Raw genomic sequence first — 21550 nt, forward strand, 5'->3', positions numbered from 1 at the left:
GTGACGGGCGGACGGCACCGCAGCGGCACGTGTAACGGGGACGGGAACCGGGAAGGGGACGGCGCATGGCGGAAAAAGGGGCAGCTGATGAAGCCGGGCAGGCGGGGGCGCAGCACGGGGGAGAGCAGACTGCCGCGCGGCCGGGGGTGCGCCGCGGGGTCGGTCCGGTCCTGGCGCCGTTTCCGGAGGTGGGCCGGATCGCCGTCCTGCGCGGCGGCGGCCTGGGTGACCTGATGTTTGCCATGCCTGCCCTGGACGCCCTCGCGGCGGCCTATCCGGACGCGGAGATCACGCTGCTGGGCACCCCGCTGCATGCGGCCCTGCTGGCAGGCCGGCCCGGACCGGTGCACCGGGTGGAGGTGCTGCCGCCGGCTCCGGGCATCCGTCCCGGCCGGGAGAACCCGCCCGCCCTGGCCGGTTTCCTGGCGTCCATGCGCGCCCGGCGCTTCGATGTGGCGGTGCAGGTGCACGGCGGCGGGCGTAATTCCAATCCTTTCCTCCTGCGGCTGGAGGCACGGCATACGGTTGGCACCCGGACTCCCGACGCGGCCCTCCTGGAACGCACCATTCCCTACGTTTACTACCAGCATGAGGTGCTGCGGGCCCTGGAAGTGGCGGGCCTGGCCGGTGCCGCTCCGCTCTCCCTGGAGCCGCAGCTGGAGGTCCTCCCGGCGGAGGAGGAGGAAGCGGCCGCGTATCTGGTCCCGGGCCGGGACCTGGTGACCCTGCATCCCGGGGCCACGGATCCGCGGCGCCGCTGGCCGGCGTCGGCCTTTGCCGCCGTGGCCGCGCAGGCCGCCGCCGACGGCTGCCGGGTCCTGGTCGTCGGTGACGACGGCGACCGGGACCTCGCCGAGCAGGTCACGGCTCTGGGCCTCGCGGCGGCCGGGCCCAGAGCGGACATCGATTCCGTGGCCGGCAAGCTGGAGATCGGCACCCTTGCGGCACTGCTCAGGGCCAGCGCCGTGATGGTCGGAAACGACAGCGGCCCCCGGCATCTGGCCCAGGCGGTGGGAACGCCCACGGTGGGCGTGTACTGGTTCGGAAACGTGATCAACGCCGGCGCCATGGGACGGACCCGGCATCGGGTGCACATGTCCTGGGTGTCCGCCTGTCCGGTCTGCGGCGCCGATGTCACCCAGGTCGGCTGGACGGCTGAACGCTGCCCCCATGATGATTCCTTCGTGGCTTCGGTGGACCCGGCGGCTGTGTACGCCGACGTCGCCGATCTGCGGTCCGCGCCGCCGGCTTGACCGCCGCGCCCCCGCAGCGGCGGACGGTCAGGGCCAGGAATCCTCCTCCTCATGGCAGATGACCATCTCCCGGATTTCGCAGCCTCGGGGCTGGTGCAGCGCAAAGAGGATCGCCTCGGCCACCCGCACCGGGTCGTTGAGCCGGGAGTCGTCCTGCGGCTTGTACTGCTCGGTGCGGTCCTCGAAGAAGTTGGTCTTCATCCCGGAGGGGATCATGGTGGTCACGCCCATGCGGCCGCGGGTTTCGGCGGCGAGGGCACGGCTGAAACCCACCACGCCGAACTTCGAGGCGCAGTACGCCGTGGCGTCGGAAACAGCCTTGATGCCCAGGCTGGAGGCAATGGTTACGGCCCGGCCGTGGCTCTCGAGCAGATAGGGGAGGGCGGCGCGCACCACGGATACGGTGCCGAGGAGGTTCACTCCGATCACCTTTTCCCATTCTTCGGCCGCGACGTCCTCCAGGCGCCCGCAGCGGTCAATCCCCGCTGCGGTTACCACGGCGTCCAGCCCGCCCAGCGATTCGGCGGCGTCCCGCACTGCCGCCTCAACGGCAGTCCGGTCCGCGACGTCCACTTCCACGGCCTTCGCCGCGCTGACCGTGCTGATGTTCCGGTCCAGCACGACGGCGGTTCCGCCGGCGCCGGTCACGGCCCGGACGACGGCGGCCCCCAGGCCGGACCCGCCGCCGGTCACGAGGACCCGGCCGGGATTGGAGAGCTGCAAAGTCATGGATAGTCCTTTCCTAGGTGTTCCGGTCCGCGGTGTTCCGGGACCGAAGCGGATGAGTTGCCGGCCGCTGCCTAACCCACCCGGGCCAGGGCGGCGGCCAGCGCGGTGGTGGAACGGGCCGGGTGATAGGGGACGGTGACGGTTTCCCCGCCCCACGCCCTGATCAGCCGGGCTTCAGGCAGCTGGTCCTCGCGGTAGTCCCCGCCCTTGACCCAGATGTCCGGCCGCAGCCGCTCCAGGGCCGCCTCGGGGGTGTCTTCCTCGAAGATCAGCACCCCGTCCACGCAGCCGAGGGACAGCAGCAGCTCGGCCCGGTCCTCCTGTCCAATAATCGGGCGCTGGTTCCCCTTGAGCCGGCGGACCGACGCGTCGGAATTCAGGACCACGATCAGGCAGTCGCCCAGCCGGCGGGCCGCGGACAGGGTCCGGGCATGTCCGGCGTGGAGCAGGTCGAAGCACCCGCCGGTGGCAACCACGGTGCCGCCGCGGCCCCGCACCGCCCCGGCGGCGGCCATGGCGTCGAGGCTGCCGCTGTGCAGCTGTACGGGTGCTTTTCCCCGGTGCAGGGCGGCCACTCCGCCGGCCGCAAGGAAACCGGCGGCTGCCTGCACTGCCTGTTCCGCGGCAGGTTCCAGGGCGGTTCCGCGGGCCAGGGCCAGGGCGAGGGTGGCGGCGAACCGGTCACCGGCGCCGCAGGTGTCGGCGGCCTGGACGTCCGGGGCGGGAATCACCTGCGGCAGTCCTGCGGCAGGGTGCACCAGCGCCCCCAGGGCTCCCAGGGTCACCACCACCGAACGGCTCTTCCACCGCTCCAGCAGCACTGCCGCGGCATGCAGGGCTGCCGCAATTCCTCCGGTGCCGGCCCCTGCGCCCACGCCGCCCGGCCCGGACGCGCTTTGCCGCGCTTCGGACAGATTGGGGGTCACCGCGGCCACGCCGGGCACCGGGCCGGCTCCGGCCGGATGCGGATCCCAGATGACCGGCACCCGCCCGGCCGCGGCTTCCAGGGCGTGGCGCAGCTGCGGCACAGCGGTCAGTCCGCGGCCGTAGTCGGCCACCACCACCGCATCGGCGCCGGCTATGACGGACAGCATCTCGCGGGTTACTGCGGGAACCGGCGGCGGTGAGCAGCCCTCGTCAAAACGGACGACGGCCTGCGTGCCGGCGCGGATGCGGGTCTTTACCGGCGTCGGCGCTCCCGACGGGCCGGCGGTGACGGCAATCCCGGCGAGGGCGGCACGCAGCTCTGCCGAAGCGCCGTCGTCGGACAGCACCGTCACCAGGGCCACATCGTGGCCGTCGCGGGCGAGCATCCGGGCCACCAGGCCGGCTCCGCCGGCACGCCTGCGGATACTGTCCACATCCACCACCGGAACCGGGGCATCCGGCGACAACCGCTGCGCGCTGCCGGTGATATCGGTGTCCAGCAGGACGTCGCCCACCACCACGGTCTTCACAGCTGCTCCTTTCCGCCACGGCGGAGAACTTCGGCGTCAAAGGCCCGGCACACGGCGTGCAGGGCAATCAGGTGGGCCTCCTGCGCGTTGGCGGCCTGCGCGTTGATGCTCACGGCTTCGTCGCAGGCCGTACTCAGCGGATTCGGGCCGCGCCCGGTCAGGGCCCATGTGGTGATCCCCGCGGTGCGGGCGGTTTCGGCGGCGCGCAGCAGGTTGGGGCTGCGGCCGCTGGTGGACAGCAGAATCAGTACATCCCCGGTCCGCCCGTGGCCCAGCACCTGCCGGGCGTACAGCTGGTCGAACCCGTAATCATTGGCAATGGCCGTCACCGCGGACGTCTCGGCATGCAGTGCGATGGCGGAGAACGGCCGCCGGTCGGCGTCGAACCTGCCCACCAGCTCCGCCGTCAGGTGCTGGGCCTCGGCCGCCGATCCGCCGTTGCCGGCGGCGAGCAGCCGCTGCCCGGCCAGGAGCCGCACGGCGAGTTCCGCGCCCCAGCCGGTGAGCCGGGCGGCCTGCGCTTCGAGCGAGGCGACCGCCGGCCGCAGATCAGACAGGTGCTGCAGGACCGCGCGGTGGGCGGCAGACGGTATCGGCCGGGCAGCAGGGGCGGGCTGCGCGTCGGCCAGCAGGGTTCCGGCCGCGTCCGGGGTTGTCGGTTTCACAGGGCCTTCCCTCCCAGCGGCTGCAGGCGGTTCCGGCGGGCAGCGGCCGTACCGCCCACTGCCACTTGGTAGGCTTTCTCGGTATCGGCAGCCACCCGGTCCCATGAGTAGCGTGCCCGGGCCCGCTGCCGGCCGGCAGCACCGAGACGGCGGGCATACCCCGGATTGTGCAGCAGCTCGGCCAGCGCTGCGGCCAGGGCCTGCGGATCCCTGGGCGGCACATGCAGGCCCGTTTTACCGTGTACCACGGTGTCGATCAGCCCGCCGACGGCTGATGCCACGACCGGAACACTGCAGGCCATGGCCTCCAGCGGCACAATCCCGAACGGCTCGTACCAGGGGGCGCAGACCACGGCGTCGGCGCTGCGCAGCACCGCGGGCATTTGTTCCCGCGGAACCTGTCCCCGCAGCAGCACGCGGTCCACCACGCCGAGGATGCGGGCCAGGGCCAGCAGCCGCTGGGCTTCCGGATCGGAGGCCAGCCCGGCGGAGTCGGAGGCGCCGCCCACGATCAGGAGTTCGACGTCGTCGTGCCCGCTTTCCGCGAGCAGCGCCAGCGCCTGCACCGCCAGGTCCACGCCTTTGCGCGGAACCAGGCGGCCGACGACGGCGATCCGGAACCGCTGCCCCTTGCGTTCCGCCGGCCCGCCGGACCCGAAGAGCTCCAGGTCCACGCCGCAGGGGGCCACGGAAATCCGGCCTCCCGGAACACCCATGGCCTTGAGTTCAAACACCTCGTCGGAGCAGGTGGCGATCACCCGGTCCGCCGTCCGCCCGACGGACGGCTCCAGCCAGGTGCGCTGCGGCGGGCTGGTGTCTTCGGCTCCCTGATGGCGTTTTTTCACGGTGCCCAGGGCGTGGAAGGTCTGCAGCACTGGAACGGGATACCCCGGGGCCTCAACGTGCCGCGCGGCTTCAAGCGCGGCCACGCCGGACATCCAAAAGTGGGCGTGCACCACGTCCGGCGGTGCGGCGCCCCAGTCTGCCGAGATGCCCTCGGCCAGCTCGTGCATGTACGGCAGCAGAACGTCCTTGGGCAGGGCCCGGGGCGGTCCTGCCTCCACGTGCACCACCTCGAGTCCGTCGCGGACCGGAACCACCGCCGGTAAACCGGGATCATCACGGCGGGTGTAGACGCGGACGGAGTGGCCGCGGCGGGCCAGCGCCACCGACAGGGCGGCGACATGCACGTTCTGCCCGCCCGCGTCCACGCCGCCCAGGGCGGCCAGCGGGCTGGCGTGCTCGGACACCATTGAAATTTTCACTGCGTTCCCCCTCCGGCAGCTGACAGTTCCGTATTCCGCTGCAGCGGCAGCTCCCCGGCGGCAGCCGGATCCCTCATATCGGGGCTGCTGCCACCCCGGGTCATGATGTCCGAAAGCGTGTTGTCCCAGGCCGCCAGGAAAGCGGCCAGGCCGTACTGCTGCAGGGCAAAGTCCCGGGCGGCCCGGCCCCGCTGCCGTGCCTCCCCGGGGTCGCCAAGCAGGTCCGCTGCCGCCTGCACCAGCTCATCGACGTCGGTTGAGACGGCCCCGGCCTCCGGGGAACGGCGCGGACAGCTTCGGTGGTGGCCAGGGCCAGCACGGGCAAGCCCAGATGCATTGCTTCGAGCAGGGACAGCCCGAGGGAGGTCCAGCGCATGGGATGAACATAGGCCCGGCATCCGCTCAGCTCCGAATGCAGGGCATCGGCCGGCAGGTCACCCCGGACTGTTAGCTCATCCGGGCCAAGACCGGTGGCGGCGGCCAGGCCTCCGGTCCCCATGCCGAACACTTCCAGCCGGGCGGCGCGGGCAAAGCGGGGCAGCAGGTCCGTTCCGGTGACCCGCCAGCGGCGCACCGGTTCATTGATGACTACGCCCAGATGGCCGCGTTCGCCGGTGTACCGGTAGCCGGGGTCCGGGATGCCGTGCTCGATGACCCGCACCAGCGCGCGCCCGTTATCCCAGAACACCGCATTGAAATGGCTGACGTGCACGATGGGAATGCTGCTTTGGCCGGCGAGCGGATGGCTGGTGGACGGAACTGCGCCGCGCGGAGTGTTGTGCTCCAGGTACACGGCCGGAAGGTCCCGGCCCGGGCGCCGTCCCAGCAGGCGCTCGCAGGCGGCGAGCTCCTCCGGACGCTGGAGCACGACGGCATCGATCCCGGCGTCACGCAGGTCCCCGGGAGCGCATTCAACGGCCGATGCCGGCCACTCCCGCCCGCCCCGGCCCAGCCCCCAGGGGCCGCCTTCGGGCGTAGCCGGCAGGATGTACTCATGCGGCCCGCGGACAAAGGCTTCCATCCAGCCTCCGTGCACATGCCAAAGCAGGATCCTCATGCAGTCCTCGTTTCTCTGCGCGTTCCCAGGGACGTAACGCCGGTGGTCAAGCGGTGCACGGCCTCCACGACCTGTTCCGGTGTCACCCCGGAAAGGCAGGGTGCCCCGGCTCCGGGCACTGACGGGCCCGGCTGAGCCGGCACGGCGCGTTTTGGTCGCCCAGCAGTTCCAGCGGCACGCGGTACGGTGCCCACCGCACGGCCGGAACCACAGGGGCGAACAGGCTGACCACGGGGGTTCCGACCGCCGCCGCCAGGTGGGCCGGTCCGGTGTTCCCGACGACGACGGCGGAGGCTCCGGCCAGCACGCCGGCCAGGGCACGCAAGTCGGTGCGGCCGCCCAGATCTCCGCCGGCCACGCCCGCGACGGTGGCGGTCAGCCGGGTTTCGCCCGGGCCGCCGGTGACCAGGACCCGGTGTCCGGCGGCAGCGAGCAGCTCCACTGCGGCGGCGTGGTGCAGGGGCGGCCAGGCGCGGGCCGGCACCGCGGCGCCGGGGTGGACCACCACATAGGGCCCGTTCCCCACCAGGTGCCGGACATCGCCGGGACCGGTCACGCGCAGGCGGCCGTCGTCCTCGTCGGGCAGCCGGTAACCGGCCCCGGCGGCGATCTGCAGGGCGCGCTCGGCCTCGGGCTGATCCTCGGGAAAATCCTCACCGGGCCGCAGGCGGGTATCCAGCAGCGACCCGGCATAGTCCACGGAGGCACCGGCGATCCGCTGCACACCCGCCAGGCGCAGCACCAGGGCCAGCGGCAGCGGGGACTGGTGAAAGGAGGTCAGGATCACGGCTTCCTCAATGCCGGCGCTGCGCACCTCCTGCTCCAGGCGGGCCAGGGAAGCGGCGGTGACCGGCGGCGCCGGATCGGTAATCCAGGGCGCGGTCCAGGTCAGGACCGTGTCGGCACCGGGCAGCAGGCGGCCGGCGTCGGCGCCCTGCGGCCCGCAAAGCAGGGTGACCCTGGTCTGCGGGTCCGCCGCGACGGCGCGGACCGCGGGCCCGGCGAGCAGGACGTCTCCCGCACTGTCCAGGCGCGCGACCAGGACGCCGCGGGTCACGGACCCTCCAGCAGGAGTGCGACGGCGCCGGCCAGATCCCGGGCCACCAGCGGCGCGGCTGCGGTTTCCGCCGGGAGGGTGACCGGCGTGGGCACCAGGACAGCCCGTGCACCGGCCGCTTCCGCTGCCGCCATGTCTGCCCCAATGTCCCCAATGACGGCTACGTCGGCCGGCCGCAGGCCTGGCCGGGCACAGGCGCTGTGGATCATGCCGGGCTGCGGTTTGCGGCAGGTGCATCCGTCACCGGGACCGTGCGGGCACATTTCCCAGACGTCGAACGGGCCGAGCAGGTCCTGGATCCGCGAGTTAACGGCGGCCACCTGGGAACGCGTGAGCAGGCCGCGGGCCACACCGGACTGGTTAGTGACCACTCCGGTCCGGATGCCGGCCCGGCGCAGCTTCCGCAGGATGCCGGCGGCCTGCGGAAACGGATCCACCAGGCCGGGGTTCCCGTTGTACGGGACGTCGCGGACCAGCGTGCCGTCCCGGTCAAAGAGCACCGCGCGCGGCGGCTTCCAGTCCACATGTCCCATACCGAACTTCTTCCCCATCCGTACCAGGCTCAAACACTTCCGCGTGCACTTCTTCTCCGCGCCGCCGCTGCGCTCAGCCTGCCGCCGTCTGTCTGGCAGGATGAGGTCCATTCGTTCCGGACGGCGGGACGGCGCGTCGGCAGGAGGGCCGGAATGCAGCAGACCAGCGCACATCGAGGGCAGCCGGAACTCCTGGCCCTGCGCGCCCTGAAACTGGGGGACCTGCTCGTGGCGGTACCCGCGCTGCGGGCACTCCGCCGGGCCTTTCCGGAGCATTTCATCTCCTACGCGGCGCAGGAGTGGCTGCTGCCGGTCCTGAAACTGGTGGGAAGCGTGGATGCACTGCTGCCGCTGCACGGGCTGGATGTTCCCATTCCGCTGGAGCCGGGGCGGATTGACGTGGCCGTGAACCTGCACGGCAGCGGTCCGGAAAGCACCGGCCGGCTGGAGGCGCTGAAGCCGCGCCGCCTGCTCGGACATGCCGCCCCGGGACTGCCCGGACCCGCCTGGCGGGACGGCGTCCATGAGCGGGAGCGCTGGGCTGACCTCATGACCTGGCACGGGGTTCCGGCCGATCCGCTGGACTACCTGCTGCTGCCACCGGCATCGCCAAGCCCGGCACCGGGTGCAGCGGTCATCCATGTGGGAGCCGCCTACGGCAGCCGGCTCTGGCCGGTGGAACGGTTCGCTGCGGTCGCCGCCGAGCTGCACCGGGCCGGACTCCGCGTGCTGTTCACCGGCAGCACCGGTGAACGCCCCGGGCACTGGCCGCTGCGGAACTGGCAGGACTTCCGGCTGCTGCTGTTGCCGCCGGGCAACTGGACCTGGACGGGTTCGCGGCCGCCGTCGCAGGAGCCGCCCTGGTGGTTTCCGCCGACACCGGCGCCGCGCATTTGGCCTCGGCGTACGCCCGGCCGTCGGTGGTGATCTTCGGTCCGGCCCCCGTCGCGGAGTGGGGTCCCCCGGACGGCCCGCACATTGCGCTGACGGATGAGAGCCGCCGCCGGGGGGATACGTTCGCCGTCGACCCGGATCCGGCGCTGCTGGCGGTGTCGGTGCAGGATGTGCTGGCGGCCGTCGAAAAACTGGATGTTCCGTAGGTCGTCCGGGGCGGCCAATTAAGCGCTCGCTGTCTGGGCCCCGACTGCTGCCCCCGCCTGGGCCCTGGCCACTGCCGCGGCCTTGGCCGGTGCGGGACGGCCCAAAATCTCATGCTGGAGTTTGACCAGGATCTTGGCCAGCCGGCGTGACACCTGCATTTGGGTCATCCCCAGGCGCTCGCCGATGACCTGCTGCGGCTCCTCGTGAAAGTACCGGCGGCAGAGCAGGTCCTTCTCGCCGTCGTCCAGGGTGCGGATAGCTTCCGCGAGGACCACGAGATTCTCCGCCTGCTCGAGCCGGCCGTCGATGCTTCCGTGGACGTCGGCCAGGAAACCGCCCTGGAAGGGCGCATCGAGGGAGTCCGGCTGGAGGCTGCTGTGACACGTCAACGCCTCCGACACGATTTTTTCGGTCTGCCCCAGCTCCCGGGCCAGTTCCGGCAGGGACGGCTCACGGGCCAGCCGCTGGGTCAGGGACGGATACACCTTGGCGACGGTGGTGCGCAGGTCCTGGACCTCACGCGGCGGGCGCACCATCCAGGACAGGTCCCGCAGATAGCGTTTAATTTCACCGTGGATGGTGGGCACGGCAAACGCGGGAAAGCGCCGGCCGATGGCCGGATCAAACCGCCGGACAGCTTTGATGAGCCCGATGTAGGCCACCTGGCGGAGGTCGGCGCGGTCGCGGCCCTGGCCGGCATAGGCTGCGGCCACGCTGTCCGCGAGATCCCGGTGCTGCAGGATCAGTTCGTTGTGCAGGGCCTGCTGCAGGTCACCGTGGGCACCGCGTGCCTTGGTGAAGTGGTCGAGGGCATCGGACTCAGGAAGCGTCATGGGCAGCATTTCGTCGTTCCTACCTAGCCCCCTGCTGGACCGCTACCTTAGGAAATCAGAAGCCCCCTTAGTTATCAAGACTTCCCGCGGAAACCCTGCAGTGAGGGCTTTACTTCCCGGCTGAGCAGAAGGTATACGGAGAAGCAGCAGTCGTATGCTGCCGGTGCAGTACCCGGGGAAGCTATCGTCCTTTGCGGCGTTTGCGCTGTCCGCCGGTGCTCTTCCGGGCCCCCGCGGAGACGGTCCGGGCTCCCGGGATGAGTGCCCGCTGCTACCCGGAACGTGTAAGGGTGGACCGTCCAGCATGCTGCCCAGACCGGCGAACTGGTCCAGTGCTGCCGGCGCCTGGCCGGTGCTGCCGCTCCGTCTCCCGCGCTTTGCCAGCAGGACGGCGGCGGCGCCGATGACAGCAAGGCCGGAGGCCAGTATCAGCATCAGCATGGCGTAGAACCAAAAGAGGGTGAGGTTGGGCGGGGCCGAGACCGGAGGGGTCAGTACGCCCGTCAGGCAAATGAGCCAGAACGCCGCGCAGCTGCCGATGATGATCCAGGCTGTCCGGGTGGGGAGGGAGTACAGGAGGTTCTGCAGCTTCTGTTCCATGTGGGGGTCCTGGGAAGAGGCAGTGGTGCCGTGTGCTCGACGCCCCCAAGTCTAGGCAGCACCCCCGGGGCCCGGACAGTCCCTGACGGGTTGCGGGGCGCTTAGGGGGCGTTTGTGGCGAGGGGGTTGCCGGACCGCTGGACTCCTCCACAATGACCTGGACGGCACCGGCCGGCTGCTGCAGCGCCACGGCGTCGGCCAGCGGCTGAACCTGCTCGCCCGGCACCCGGACGTTGATGCTGCCGGTGCGCCCGCTCGTGCTCAGCCAGTGCAACTGCACCCGGGGAGCACTGTCAGTGCCGAGCCAGGCCTTGAAAGCATCTGCGGCCTCGCGCAGCTGTTGTTCCGTAAATTCCGCCCTGAACGGGATAGCTCCGGCCTCCGAGACTGCCGTTTCGGCTTCCGGCGCGGTCACTGCGACGTGGAGCCGGCCGCCCTCGATCCACGCGTCGGAGTAGGCGCCGCCAAGGTCCGTTTTCAACTGGGCATGAAGTTGCAGGAGATCTGTCATTTGCTCTTCCGATAGGGGTCCGGGATCCGCGGCCGACGGCGTTGCTGCCGTCTCGTCCGCAGGTTGACTGCCGGGGGCGGCCGGTGCCATCCCGGGACCGCTTGTCCCGGGGGCGTCCGGGGCTGCGGCCGCGGTCAGGGGCGCCGTGGCCGGCGGGGCCTCCTGCCCGCAGCCGGTGAGGGCCAGCAGTGCCGTCAGCGAAAGTGCGGTGAGTGCCGGGCCGGCGGTGCGGCCGATGGGTCGGAGTGTCGGTGACATGGTGCCTCCTGCTGTCGGTCCAGTATGCACGTAATACCAAAGCGGGCCCCGGCACAAGACCGGGACCCGTTTCAGTGTTCTTCCGCTAGGTGCAGATTAGGCATCCTGCAGCTGGCGGCGGCGGTTGATCAGCAGGGCGCTGATTCCACCGGCGGTGAGCAGGGCACCTGCTCCGGCGAACAGACCCATGCCGGCAGCACCGGTGTCGGGCAGGCCGTCACCGTTGTTGTCCGGAGCCGGGGCGGGATCGCCCGGGGCCGGAGTCGGGCCGGGTACTACCGGAGCGGGAGCCTCGGGTGCAATGACAACCGCGGTCACGGTGAAGGTGACGGCTGTTGCTGCGGAGGTCGCGCCTTCGAGAGTCTGCACGGCCGAGACCGTGTAGCTGCCCGGAACCAGGGCCGGGAAGCCGTTGACGCTCCAGCTGCCGTTGTCGGCAACCGTGGCGCTCAGGGTGTCTTTCCCGATGGTGACATTCACCTTGGCACCGGCGGTGCCGGTGCCGGAGATCTCGCTGGGGTTCTCGCCCTCAACGAAGTCCTGTCCATCGGTGACGGACGTGATGACAGCCTCTTCGAGGATGACGGAGAACTTCGAGGTTGCGGTGTCGGAGGTTTCCTTGCCAGCGAGATCCTGGACAGCAGTCACGGAGTACTCGCCGTAGGTGAGCGCCTCGTCAAGCTTCCATTCCCAGTTGCCGTCCGCGTCGACAGTGGCGGTGTCGCTTTCTTCAACGGCGGCCAGGCTGTTTGCGGTCTCGGTGTCTTCGCGGGTGTCGGTGCCGGTGAGCTTCAGGGTTACCTCGGCACCCTTGGCACCGGTGCCGGTGATCGCTTCGACGGAATCAGCAATGGCTGCACCATCTGCCGGGTTGGTGATGACCGGAGCTGCCAGCGGAGCTTCCTTGACCTCGAGCTCGTAAGATACGGTCTTGGACTTGTTGTAGCCGTTGACGGCCTGGACGGTGAATTCGAGCGTTCCGCCTTCGGGAACGGTGGACGGAGCCGTGAAGCTCCAGGTGCCGTTCTCAACCGTAACGGGCTCGGTCTCACCGTTGACGGTGAGCTTTACCTCGGTGCCGGTGGTGGTTCCGCTGATGGTCTCGTCCGTGAGGACGGTTCCCTTGTCCTCATGCGAGGTCAGCTTCGGAGCTTCAACGAAGACCGCAACCGTGTAGCCGGGCAGGTACTTGGTCAGGCCGTCGACCAGGGAGGTGGAGGACAGGCGCTCGATGCCGTCCCGGACGACGCCGGCGCTGGTGATGCCCATGGCGTTGGTACCGGAGATAACGGATCCGCCGGAGTCGCCGGGAGCTGCGTTTTCCTCAAGAGTGGATTCGAAGCCCCACACGCCGCGAATGTCGTCGGAACCGTTGTGGCCCAGGACGTAGAATTCGCCGAGGCCGGTGACCTCGCCGCAGCTCCAGCCCGTGGTGCGGCCGGACTTGCATACGGGTGCGCCGTTGACGGCTTCGACAACCCCGGTGATGGCGACTGTATCTGCCGTGAGATCCGTGGCGTCCTGCCACTTCGTGGTTTCGGGGAGCAAATCGAGTTCGCTGTTGATGTCATCAATAACAGCAATGTCGGTGCCAATGTTTCCGCCGGTCACCGGGTCAGCAATGGGCGAGTTGCCCTCCCCGCCGAACTGCGAGAAGCCGAATGTTCCGAGATCTGATCCGAGGCTGGGCTGTGTTCCCCGCTTGCATCATCATTCGTGGGGTCGGTGAGTGCCGCTTCTTTGCCGTTGCCGTCGTCGTTGCAGTGACCCGCAGTGATGACGGCGGGCTTGCCGCCCGGGGCAAAGCCGTTGAAGCCGATGGAGCAGAGGAAGGATTCGTCGATCGCATAGCCCTGACCGTTGACAACCTCTTCAAGCGGCGTGGCCGGGCCTGAGGAGTCGGAAATGGTGACGTTGGTGAATCGCTCCGCGAAGGCGTCCGCAGGAGAGCCCGTTACGTCTGCCATGCTCCTGGCAAGGACCGAATCGCCGACAACAGCGGACTTATCAACGCTGATGACGTAACCGTTGTCGGTCAGGAGGATGGACTGCAGTCCCTCCACGCCAACGCTGGAGATGTACTCTGACCGGATTTTGGAAATTTCAGTGCGGTAGTCGCCTGACAGGCTGATCTTCGCAGCGGGGGTTTCCTCGGCGGCCTCGGTTGCCTCGGCGCTCGGAGCTTCGGAGGCTTCCTCAGCGGGGGCATCTTCAGCAGGGCCTCGACAACCTCAGCCTCTTCAGCCGGCGCCACGAGAGTGGCGTCCAGCTCAAGTGCGAGGGCTTCAAGGGCGTCACCGGAACCGGTAATGACAATCTTGCCGTCTTCGATGGCAATGCCTACGAAGCCTTCGGTGGCCTGGAGCCCGGGAAGGGCATCCGCTGCCTTCTTGCCGAGCTCGCCGGCTGCCTCGAACTCTTCAACCGTCATGCCCAGGTCTCGGAGGAGGGCCTCGGCCAGGCCGGGATCGACCGTTCCTGCTTCTTCAGTGGCTTCAGCCTCGTCGGTGACGGCTTCTTCCGGAGCTTCCTCGGTGACGGTTTCGTCAACGGCGGGTTCGCTGGCCGGGGCCTCAGTGGCTGTAGTGACGGGAGCATCGGTGGACGCAGTGTCCGGCTCCCCTGTCGGTGAAGCAATGGCCGGGGAAGCAATGAATGCTCCGCTCACCGCCAGTGCTGTTGCGGCGCCCAAGGCGCCAACGCGTTTGTAAAACGCGCTCGTATGGTCCTGCATTGAAACCCCCATTTATGTACTGGCACAGACTCCACCGCCGCACAGGGCACAGGTGTAGACCTGGACCGGTAAATGCAGAGCCGAGACTGAGTGGAATTGGCCGTCCGCCAAGAAGGCAGACGAAGCTCATCCAGAGCATAGCGGCAGGTGAGGAAACTAACAAGGGCACTTGGCACTTCTGGGCACGGGCGCCGGAGAAAGGTCCACGGACGCCTCCGCCGCCTCCGCCGCTTCAGCCGGCGGGCTTCTGCCGGGTTGCCTGCCGGGTGCGGTAGGAGCGCACGTGCTCCCGGTTTGCGCAGTTTCCGGTGTCGCAGTACCGCTTGGAACGGTTCCGGGTCAGATCCAGCAGAACCGCGCTGCAGTCCGGCGACGCACAGGCCCGCAGCCGGTCAAGTTCTCCGCCGCGCAGGGCATCGGCAAGGGCCATTGCTGCTTCGGTGGCCATTCGGTCCTCGAGCGGAGCCGCGGCGGAGGTGCAGTGCAGATGCCAGCTCCATCCGTCGTGGCGGACGACCCGGGGAAGGGCCCGTGCGTTCCGCAGGAGCTGATTCACTCCGTCAGCCACCTGTTCCTCGTCAGCCGTCCAGAGTCGCTGCAGGCGGGTGCGCAGGTGCCGGACGGCCCGCAGCTCGCCGGCAGTGCGGGTGCGCGGGCCGCTGAAACGCTGTTCGGCCAGGAAATCATCGAGGTCCCCGGTTGTAAGCAGCCCGTCCGCCCGGTCCGGCCGGGTGCCGATCCCGGTATTGATGAAGGCCGCCAGTGTCTTCAGCGCCACCTCAGTGTCATGTGTAAAAGTCATAGTGACCCCTGACATCTTTCCGCATGGTCTTCCCAGTGTAAGGTCCAACCGCGCACAATGAAGCTGACAGGTCCCGCCGGGACAAGGAAACTGCTCCCATCGGAGGCCGTCATGAAACGCTCCACCTCTCACCAGCCTCTTCTCAGGGGACGCGGGACAGGGCATCACGGACATGTCGGCGGTGGGACCCCGGCGCTGACGGTGGCCCTCCTGTCCTCGGCGGTCTTCGGCCTCTCGGGCTCCTTTGCCAAGTCCCTGCTGGAAACCGGCTGGACTTCCACCACGGCAGTTGCGGTGCGCATGGGGGGAGCTGCCCTGGTTCTGCTGGTGCCCGCCATAATCTCTCCACGGCCGGTGGCATCAGGTGTGGGATAACTGGAAAACGCTGCTGGCTTTCGGCTTTATCGGTGTGGCCGGCTGCCAGTTCTTCTATTTCAATGCAGTCCAGCGACTGTCCGTAGGGGTGGCCCTGCTGCTGGAATTCCTGGCACCGGTGTTGATGGTGCTGTGGGTCTGGGCCTCCACCCGGCGCCGGCCGGGGGAAGGACCATCGGCGGTGCGCTGGCTGCCGTTGCCGGACTTGTTCTCGTTCTGGATGTTGCCGGTGACGTGCGGGTGGACCCGATCGGGGTGTTGTGGGGACTCGCCGCCGCGGTTTGCCTGGCGATCTATTTTTTCATCACGGCCCGGCAAAATGATTCCCTGCCGCCGCTGGTGCTCGCCACCGGCGGCATGCTGGTGGGGGCGGCCACCATGCTGGTGCTGGGAGCCACCGGGATCCTGCCGACCGGTTTCAGCACCGAAAACGTCATGCTGGGCGGCAGGGTTACCCCTTGGTGGGTGCCGCTTGCCGGACTCGTCCTGTTGTCCACCGTGCTCGCCTATGTCACGGGAATTGTGGCAGCCCGACGCCTGGGCTCACGGATTGCTTCCTTTGTCTCCCTGACCGAGGTGCTCTTCGCCGTCCTGTGGGCCTGGGTGCTGCTGTCCGAGCTGCCCCGCCCGATTCAGCTGGCCGGCGGCGCACTGATCATCCTGGGTGTGGTCCTCGTGCGGGCAGATAAACGGGCGGGCCTGCCAGGCGAAGGTGCGGACGATATTTCTCCGGCAGCCTGAGTTCCGGCGGGCTGCCCGGGCGGTGTCCCGCCCGGGCGGGGCTTTACCCTGCGGCTCGGCCTGTTCCACCCGGTCCCCGCCGGCAGCTTCTCCGGCATTTGTTCCGACGCGAATTTCACGCTTCAGGATTTTACCGGTGGGCCCTTTGGGAAGGGCGTCGGTCAGGATTACCCGGCGCGGGTACTTATAGGCCGCGAGCCGGTCCTTGGCGAAGTCGCGGATCTCCTGCAGCAGCGACTCGCGGCCGGCGTCACCGCCCGGCAGGGCGTCCTCCTTCAGACCCACCACGGCAACAATTTCCTCGCCGTGAAGCTCGTCAGGAACTCCGACCACCGCAGCTTCGGCCACAGCGGGATGCTCGTACAGGACTTCTTCGACCTCGCGCGGATACACGTTGTAGCCGCCGCGCAGGATGACATCCTTTTTGCGGTCCACGATGTACAGGTTCCCCGCCTCGTCGGCGCGGGCCAGGTCTCCGCTGCGGAACCAGCCGTCCGGAATGGCTGCCTGCGTGGCCTCGGGGTTGTTCCAGTACCCCTTCATGACGCCCGTGCCGCGCACCGCCAGCTCACCGACGTCGCCCACCGGGACGTCGGCACCTTCCGGGTCCACGATCCGCACCTCCATGCCCTGCACCGGCTTGCCGATGGAACCGGCCATGCGCTCCGGGCCCGGCAGGTTGAAGGACACCACCGGGGAGGTTTCCGAAAGCCCGTAGCCTTCCAGCAGCTGCGTACCAAACACACGTTCAAACTCATGCAGCACTTCCAGCGGCATCGCGGAGCCGCCGGTGATGGCACCGCGGAGAGTGGACACGTCGGTGGAGGCCAGGTCCGGATGGCGCAGCATGCCCACATACATGGTCGGCACACCCTCGAAAATCGTCACGCCGTCACGTTCAATGATTTCCAGGGCCTTGCCGGCGTCGAACCGCGGCAGCAGGCTGATCGAGGCTCCCACCATCACGGCCGAATTCAGGGCGGATGTTTGCCCGAACACGTGGAAAAAGGGCAGTCCGCCAAAAATCACGTCCGATTCCAGGGTGTGCAGCAGGTTGCGGGAGATGTCGGCATTGCTGCGCAGGTTGTCGTGGGTGAGCGCGGCGCCCTTGGGGCGTCCGGTGGTGCCGGAGGTGTACAGGATGACGGCAACGTCGTCGCCGCTGACGTCCGCCACGGCCGAAACCGGGTCAGCATCGGCCAACAGCTTGAGGAAAGCGCCGGAATCCACTGAGATGACCGGAACACCGCCGGCCTCCTCGGCACCGCCCAGGGCTTCGGCCAGAACACCTTCCCAGGCGAACACAAGCCCGGCACCGGAATCGGACAGGTGGTAGGCCACCTCACGTGCCTTCAGCAGCGGATTCATCGGCACCACCACAGCGCCGGCCCGGAGTGCGCCGTAGTACGCAAATGCCATTTGCGGGATATTCGGCATGATCAGCGCTACCCGGTCGCCGGGGCCGATGCCGTGCTCCGCCAGGACTCCGGCCACTTTGGCGCTCATGGCATCGAGCACCGCATAGGAGACGGTGGTGTCGTCCAGTTTCAAAACGGGCCGGTCCGGAACCCGGGCTGCGGTCTCGGTGAGAATGCCGGCGAGGTTGTGCATGAAGATCTCCTTTGATCAGACATGGAACGTGGAGCAGCGGCGGGCAGTCAATGCCAACTGGCAGGGTGATGAGCATCACATACTGCGCGGTATGTGAGCAGTCTAGCCCCAGACGGGCCCGGACGGGCAAGGCCGTCCGGCAATTTTGTTTGGCCAGGGGCCGGCGCAACCGGCCCCTGCTGCTGTGCGTGGCCCTGAGTGAAAATTCCCTGGCCGGCGCAAAGTGGAATTCTACCTTTTCGCGTCAACGACAATCCGTGTTTTTATTATTTGCCCGCCCAGATGGCCGGGCTTTCACAAAAATAGATCAAGGGACACCATGGTTGACCTGCTGATATTGCTGTTGCTGGTGGCCGGCATCGTTGCCGTCACAGCCAAGTTCAAGATTTCGCCGTTCCTGGCTCTCCTCGGCGCCGCGTTTATCGGTGCCTTTGCCTTCCGCCTGCCGGTCGGAGACATTATTCCGACCATTACGACGGCGTTCGGCAACACGATGGGAAACATAGGCCTGGTGATCCTTTTTGGCACCATGATCGGCGTTATTCTGGAGCGGTCCGGCGGCGCTATCTCCATGGCCGATGCCCTGATTAAAGTCCTGGGGACACGTTTTCCCACCCTGACGATGAGCATTATCGGCTACATCGTCTCCATCCCCGTGTTCTGCGATTCCGGGTACATCATCCTGAATTCACTCAAAAAAGCGATGGCCGAACGGGCCAGGGTTTCCCTGGTGGCCATGTCAATAGCGCTGATGACCGGCCTGTACGCCACGCACACGATGGTCCCGCCCACGCCCGGACCGCTGGCTGCCGCCTCCAACCTCAATGTCGTGAACGACCTCGGGCTCCTGATCGGCCTGGGCCTCGTGGTGGCAGCGGTTTCGGCGGGCGCAGCGCTGCTTTACGCCAACCGCTTCCTGAAAAAGGACATTGAGCTGTTGCCGGTGCCGGCTGAAGAAGCCGAGGTCAGCTACGAAGAGTTGAGGGCGACGTACGGCAAGCTGCCCAGCGGTTTCATGGCCTTCCTGCCGATCCTGCTGCCGATTGCGCTTATCTGCCTGTCCTCGATCGCCAAGCTCCCCGGCAGCCCGCTGGGAGATAGCGGCCTTGCTGCGACGGTCACGTTCGTCGGAACGCCCGTCGTCGCGCTTGCGCTGGGCCTCATGGCCGCGGTGTTCCTGCTGCGCGGCAAGGGCAAGCTCGCCTCGTTCAACTCCCAGATCTCCGATTCCATTCTCCTTGCCGCACCAATCCTCCTGATCACGAGCGCGGGAGCGGCTTTCGGCGGCGTCCTGGGCGAGAGCGCCATCACCGGGTTTTTGTCCGATAACCTCGCCACACTGGGGCTGGGCATCGCGGTGCCGTTCCTGATTTCCGCGGCGCTGAAAACGGCCCAGGGGTCCTCCACCGTGGCGATGGTAACGACGTCGGCCATGCTGCTGCCGCTGCTGGAACCGCTTGGCCTGGCCTCCGGCGCGGGCCCGGTGCTGGCGGTGCTCGCTATTGGTGCCGGCGCCATGGTTGTTTCCCATGCCAATGACTCGTATTTCTGGGTGGTGTCCCAGTTCAGCCGGATTCCAACGGCGACCGCCTACCGCACGCTTACTCCGGCCACGGCGGTGCAGGGTGTTGCCGGTTTCGCTGCGGTGTGGGTCCTGAGCCTTTTCCTGGTCTAGGGAAAGCGCCGGGGCAGGCAGGCCAGGACTCCGGCCCGGCCCGCCGGCTTCCGGCCGGGGCCGGGGCGGAGGGGTAATCTGGAACCGGATTCGATGAGCAGCCCCGGGTTCCCGCCGCTGCCGGGTCCAACACTCCCAAAAGCCTAAGGAACTCCCTCATGCCATCCTCCGCGGCACCTGTTCTCACGCCTGCCGCCCGGCAGTCCGTGCTGGGCACCCTGAAGTCTCCGCGGCTGCTTAAGACTGAGGTGCTGGCGGGTTTGGTTGTAGCCCTGGCGCTGATTCCGGAAGCAATCGCGTTTTCCGTCATCGCCGGTGTCGATCCCCGGATGGGCCTCTTTGCCTCGTTCACGATGGCCGTCACCATTGCGTTTGTGGGCGGACGCCCCGCCATGATTTCCGCAGCCACCGGCGCCGTCGCCCTGGTGATCGCCCCGGTGGTGGCCGAACACGGCGCCCACTACCTTGTCCCCACCGTCATCCTCGCCGGAATTTTCCAGATCCTGCTGGCCGTGGCCGGCGTCGCGAAACTGATGCGCTTCATCCCGCGTTCGGTCATGGTCGGCTTCGTCAACGCGCTGGCCATCCTGGTGTTCTCCTCCCAGGTCCCCGAGCTGCTGGGTGTGCCCTGGCTGGTGTACCCGATCACCGCCGCCGGGCTGTTCATTGTCTTCGGCCTGCCCCGGCTGACGGCGGCGGTGCCCGCTCCGCTGGCGGCCATCGTCATCCTGACCGCAGCGGCCGTCCTCATGGGCTGGGACGTGCCGACGGTCGGGGATAAGGGAGAGCTGCCCGCCTCGCTTCCGTCACTGCTGTTTCCGGATATTCCGCTGACCCTGGAGACCCTGCGGATCATCGCTCCGTACGCGGTGGCGATGGCCTTTGTGGGCCTGCTGGAATCGCTGCTCACCGCCAAGCTGGTGGACGACATCACCGACACCCGGTCCTCCAAGGTGCGGGAGTCCTGGGGGCAGGGCGTGGCGAACATCGTCACCGGCTTCTTCGGCGGCATGGGCGGCTGCGCCGTCGTGGGCCAAACCATGATGAACGTGAAGGCCTCCGGCGCCCGCACCCGGATCTCCACCTTCCTGGCCGGGGTGTTCCTGCTGCTGCTCGTGGTGGTGCTTGGCGACGTCGTGGCGCTGATACCGATGGCGGCCCTCGTGGCTGTGATGATTTATGTGTCAGTGGCGACCTTCGACTGGCACAGCATCCGTCCCTCGACCCTTCGCCGGATGCCGAAATCTGAAACCGCCGTCATGGTCATCACCGTTGCCGTGGTGGTATTCACCCACAACCTGGCGATCGGCGTCGCGGTGGGTGTGCTGGCCGCAATGGTGCTCTTCGCGCGCCGGGTGGCGCATTTTGTCACCGTCCGCCGCACCCTGGGCGACGACGGCGCCGCCGTCACCTACGCGGTCCAGGGCGAGCTGTTCTTCGCGTCCTCCAACGACCTGTACACCCAGTTCGAGTACGCGCTGGATCCGGACCGGGTGCTGATTGACATGAGCGCTTCCCATGTGTGGGATGCCTCCACCGTGGCGGCGCTGGACGCAATCACGGAGAAGTACCGCACCCACGGCAAGACGGTGCGGATCACCGGACTGGACGACTCCTCCGACGCCATCCGCTCCCGGCTCAGCGGCCGGTTCGGCGGCTGACCCGTCCCGCGGCGGCGGTCCCGTGCGGAAGCGGGACGGCAGGCGGATTCGGATGAGAGCATGGTGTCATAAACCGGGGGCTCACGAATCCGTTCCCGCAAACGTCTACCGGGTGTGGAAGTGAAACCGTTCGAAGCCATTGTCAGGGAACACGGGCCCGCCGTGCTGCGGGTGTGCCGCGCCGTGCTGGGACCGCAGGACGCGGAAGACGCCTGGTCCGAAACCTTCCTGGCGGCACTGCGCGCTTATCCCGGCCTTGCCCCCGGTGCCAACGTCCAAGCCTGGCTGGTCACCATTGCCAAGCACAAGGCAATCGATTCGCACCGCGCAGCAGCCCGCCGCCCGGTTCCGGTCGCCGAACTGCCGGCGGATGACCGGGACACGCCCTCCGGTGCCGCCGGGCGGGACGTTCCGGGCGTCGACGGCGGCAGGGGTGACAACGACGCGCTCTGGGCGGCGCTGAAAACCCTGCCCCGGCGCCAGCGTGAAGCTCTTGCCTACCACCACCTTGGCGGGCTGCCCTATGCAGAGGTGGCTCTGCTGCTGGGCGGTACCGAGGCGGCCTGCCGCCGGTCGGCGGCGGACGGAATGAAGAAACTGCGGGCTCTGACTTTGGAGGAATCCCCATGACC

At 68.3% G+C, this 21550-nt stretch carries 14 protein-coding genes and 5 pseudogenes; 6 read left to right on the top strand and 13 right to left on the bottom strand.

Annotated elements, in window-relative coordinates:
- The first annotated feature begins 65 nt into the window (after nucleotides 1-65).
- Entirely contained in the window at nucleotides 66-1253 is a 1188-nt protein-coding gene (locus OL239_RS01455; protein WP_268910426.1) for a glycosyltransferase family 9 protein, read from the top strand.
- A gap of 27 nt (nucleotides 1254-1280) precedes the next feature.
- On the opposite strand, the gene OL239_RS01460 is transcribed toward OL239_RS01455, so the two are convergent.
- From OL239_RS01460 to OL239_RS01490, 7 genes and pseudogenes are all read right to left on the bottom strand, one after another.
- Nucleotides 1281-1982: an SDR family oxidoreductase gene (locus tag OL239_RS01460; protein ID WP_268910427.1), complete on the bottom strand. Its 702-nt coding sequence runs from the start codon at nucleotides 1980-1982 to the stop codon at nucleotides 1281-1283.
- A gap of 71 nt (nucleotides 1983-2053) precedes the next feature.
- Nucleotides 2054-3439 carry a PfkB family carbohydrate kinase gene (locus OL239_RS01465; protein ID WP_268910428.1) on the bottom strand — a complete coding sequence of 462 codons (1386 nt, stop codon included), beginning with the start codon at nucleotides 3437-3439 and terminating at the stop codon, nucleotides 2054-2056.
- Nucleotides 3436-4104 (bottom strand): D-sedoheptulose-7-phosphate isomerase, encoded by a 669-nt coding sequence (locus OL239_RS01470; protein ID WP_442864192.1) that lies wholly within the window; start codon nucleotides 4102-4104, stop codon nucleotides 3436-3438. Before OL239_RS01470 ends, OL239_RS01465 begins: the two co-directional genes overlap by 4 nt.
- Nucleotides 4101-5369, bottom strand: a complete 1269-nt coding sequence (locus OL239_RS01475) for a glycosyltransferase (protein ID WP_268910429.1) — start codon at nucleotides 5367-5369, stop codon at nucleotides 4101-4103. The genes OL239_RS01470 and OL239_RS01475 overlap by 4 nt, the downstream gene beginning before the upstream one ends.
- A pseudogene (locus OL239_RS01480) lies at nucleotides 5366-6426 on the bottom strand (glycosyltransferase). The gene OL239_RS01475 and the pseudogene OL239_RS01480 overlap by 4 nt, the downstream one beginning before the upstream one ends.
- A pseudogene (locus tag OL239_RS01485) lies at nucleotides 6423-7483 on the bottom strand (glycosyltransferase family 9 protein). Before OL239_RS01485 ends, OL239_RS01480 begins: the two co-directional pseudogenes overlap by 4 nt.
- Nucleotides 7480-8016 carry a D-glycero-alpha-D-manno-heptose-1,7-bisphosphate 7-phosphatase gene (locus tag OL239_RS01490; protein WP_268910430.1) on the bottom strand — a complete coding sequence of 179 codons (537 nt, stop codon included), beginning with the start codon at nucleotides 8014-8016 and terminating at the stop codon, nucleotides 7480-7482. The pseudogene OL239_RS01485 and the gene OL239_RS01490 overlap by 4 nt, the downstream one beginning before the upstream one ends.
- Nucleotides 8017-8169: 153 nt before the next feature.
- Between OL239_RS01490 and OL239_RS01495 the strand changes: the two are divergent.
- Nucleotides 8170-9116, top strand: a pseudogene (locus OL239_RS01495) (glycosyltransferase family 9 protein).
- Between the two features lie 18 nt (nucleotides 9117-9134).
- Here the strand turns inward: OL239_RS01495 and OL239_RS01500 are convergent.
- The 5 genes from OL239_RS01500 to OL239_RS01520 form a co-directional block, all read right to left on the bottom strand.
- Nucleotides 9135-9950 carry a sigma-70 family RNA polymerase sigma factor gene (locus OL239_RS01500; RefSeq protein ID WP_268910431.1) on the bottom strand — a complete coding sequence of 272 codons (816 nt, stop codon included), beginning with the start codon at nucleotides 9948-9950 and terminating at the stop codon, nucleotides 9135-9137.
- Between the two features lie 1465 nt (nucleotides 9951-11415).
- Nucleotides 11416-12930, bottom strand: a complete 1515-nt coding sequence (locus OL239_RS01505; protein ID WP_268910432.1) for an LPXTG cell wall anchor domain-containing protein — start codon at nucleotides 12928-12930, stop codon at nucleotides 11416-11418.
- Entirely contained in the window at nucleotides 12927-13382 is a 456-nt protein-coding gene (locus OL239_RS01510; RefSeq protein ID WP_268910433.1) for a hypothetical protein, read from the bottom strand. Before OL239_RS01510 ends, OL239_RS01505 begins: the two co-directional genes overlap by 4 nt.
- Nucleotides 13355-14053, bottom strand: a complete 699-nt coding sequence (locus tag OL239_RS01515) for a hypothetical protein (RefSeq protein ID WP_268910434.1) — start codon at nucleotides 14051-14053, stop codon at nucleotides 13355-13357. The genes OL239_RS01510 and OL239_RS01515 overlap by 28 nt, the downstream gene beginning before the upstream one ends.
- Nucleotides 14054-14285: 232 nt before the next feature.
- Nucleotides 14286-14855: a CGNR zinc finger domain-containing protein gene (locus OL239_RS01520; protein WP_268910435.1), complete on the bottom strand. Its 570-nt coding sequence runs from the start codon at nucleotides 14853-14855 to the stop codon at nucleotides 14286-14288.
- 111 nt (nucleotides 14856-14966) lie between these two features.
- Between OL239_RS01520 and OL239_RS01525 the strand changes: the two are divergent.
- A pseudogene (locus tag OL239_RS01525) lies at nucleotides 14967-15971 on the top strand (EamA family transporter).
- A 141-nt stretch (nucleotides 15972-16112) separates the two neighbouring features.
- On the opposite strand, the pseudogene OL239_RS01530 reads toward OL239_RS01525, so the two are convergent.
- Nucleotides 16113-17582 (bottom strand): annotated as a pseudogene (locus OL239_RS01530) (long-chain-fatty-acid--CoA ligase); the annotation flags it as partial.
- A gap of 319 nt (nucleotides 17583-17901) precedes the next feature.
- On the opposite strand from OL239_RS01530, the gene OL239_RS01535 reads away from it, so the two are divergent.
- The 3 genes from OL239_RS01535 to OL239_RS01545 all read left to right on the top strand — a co-directional run bounded on the left by OL239_RS01535 (nucleotide 17902) and on the right by OL239_RS01545 (nucleotide 21548).
- Nucleotides 17902-19257 carry a GntP family permease gene (locus tag OL239_RS01535; RefSeq protein ID WP_268910436.1) on the top strand — a complete coding sequence of 452 codons (1356 nt, stop codon included), beginning with the start codon at nucleotides 17902-17904 and terminating at the stop codon, nucleotides 19255-19257.
- Between the two features lie 158 nt (nucleotides 19258-19415).
- Nucleotides 19416-20918: a SulP family inorganic anion transporter gene (locus OL239_RS01540; protein ID WP_268910437.1), complete on the top strand. Its 1503-nt coding sequence runs from the start codon at nucleotides 19416-19418 to the stop codon at nucleotides 20916-20918.
- Nucleotides 20919-21038: 120 nt separating this feature from the next.
- On the top strand, nucleotides 21039-21548 hold the full coding sequence (locus OL239_RS01545; RefSeq protein ID WP_268910438.1) for an RNA polymerase sigma factor: 510 nt from the start codon (nucleotides 21039-21041) through the stop codon (nucleotides 21546-21548).
- The last annotated feature ends 2 nt before the right edge of the window (nucleotides 21549-21550 follow it).

The organism is Arthrobacter sp. ATA002, assembly GCF_026898095.1.
In the GTDB taxonomy this organism is placed as follows: Bacteria; Actinomycetota; Actinomycetes; order Actinomycetales; family Micrococcaceae; genus Arthrobacter_B.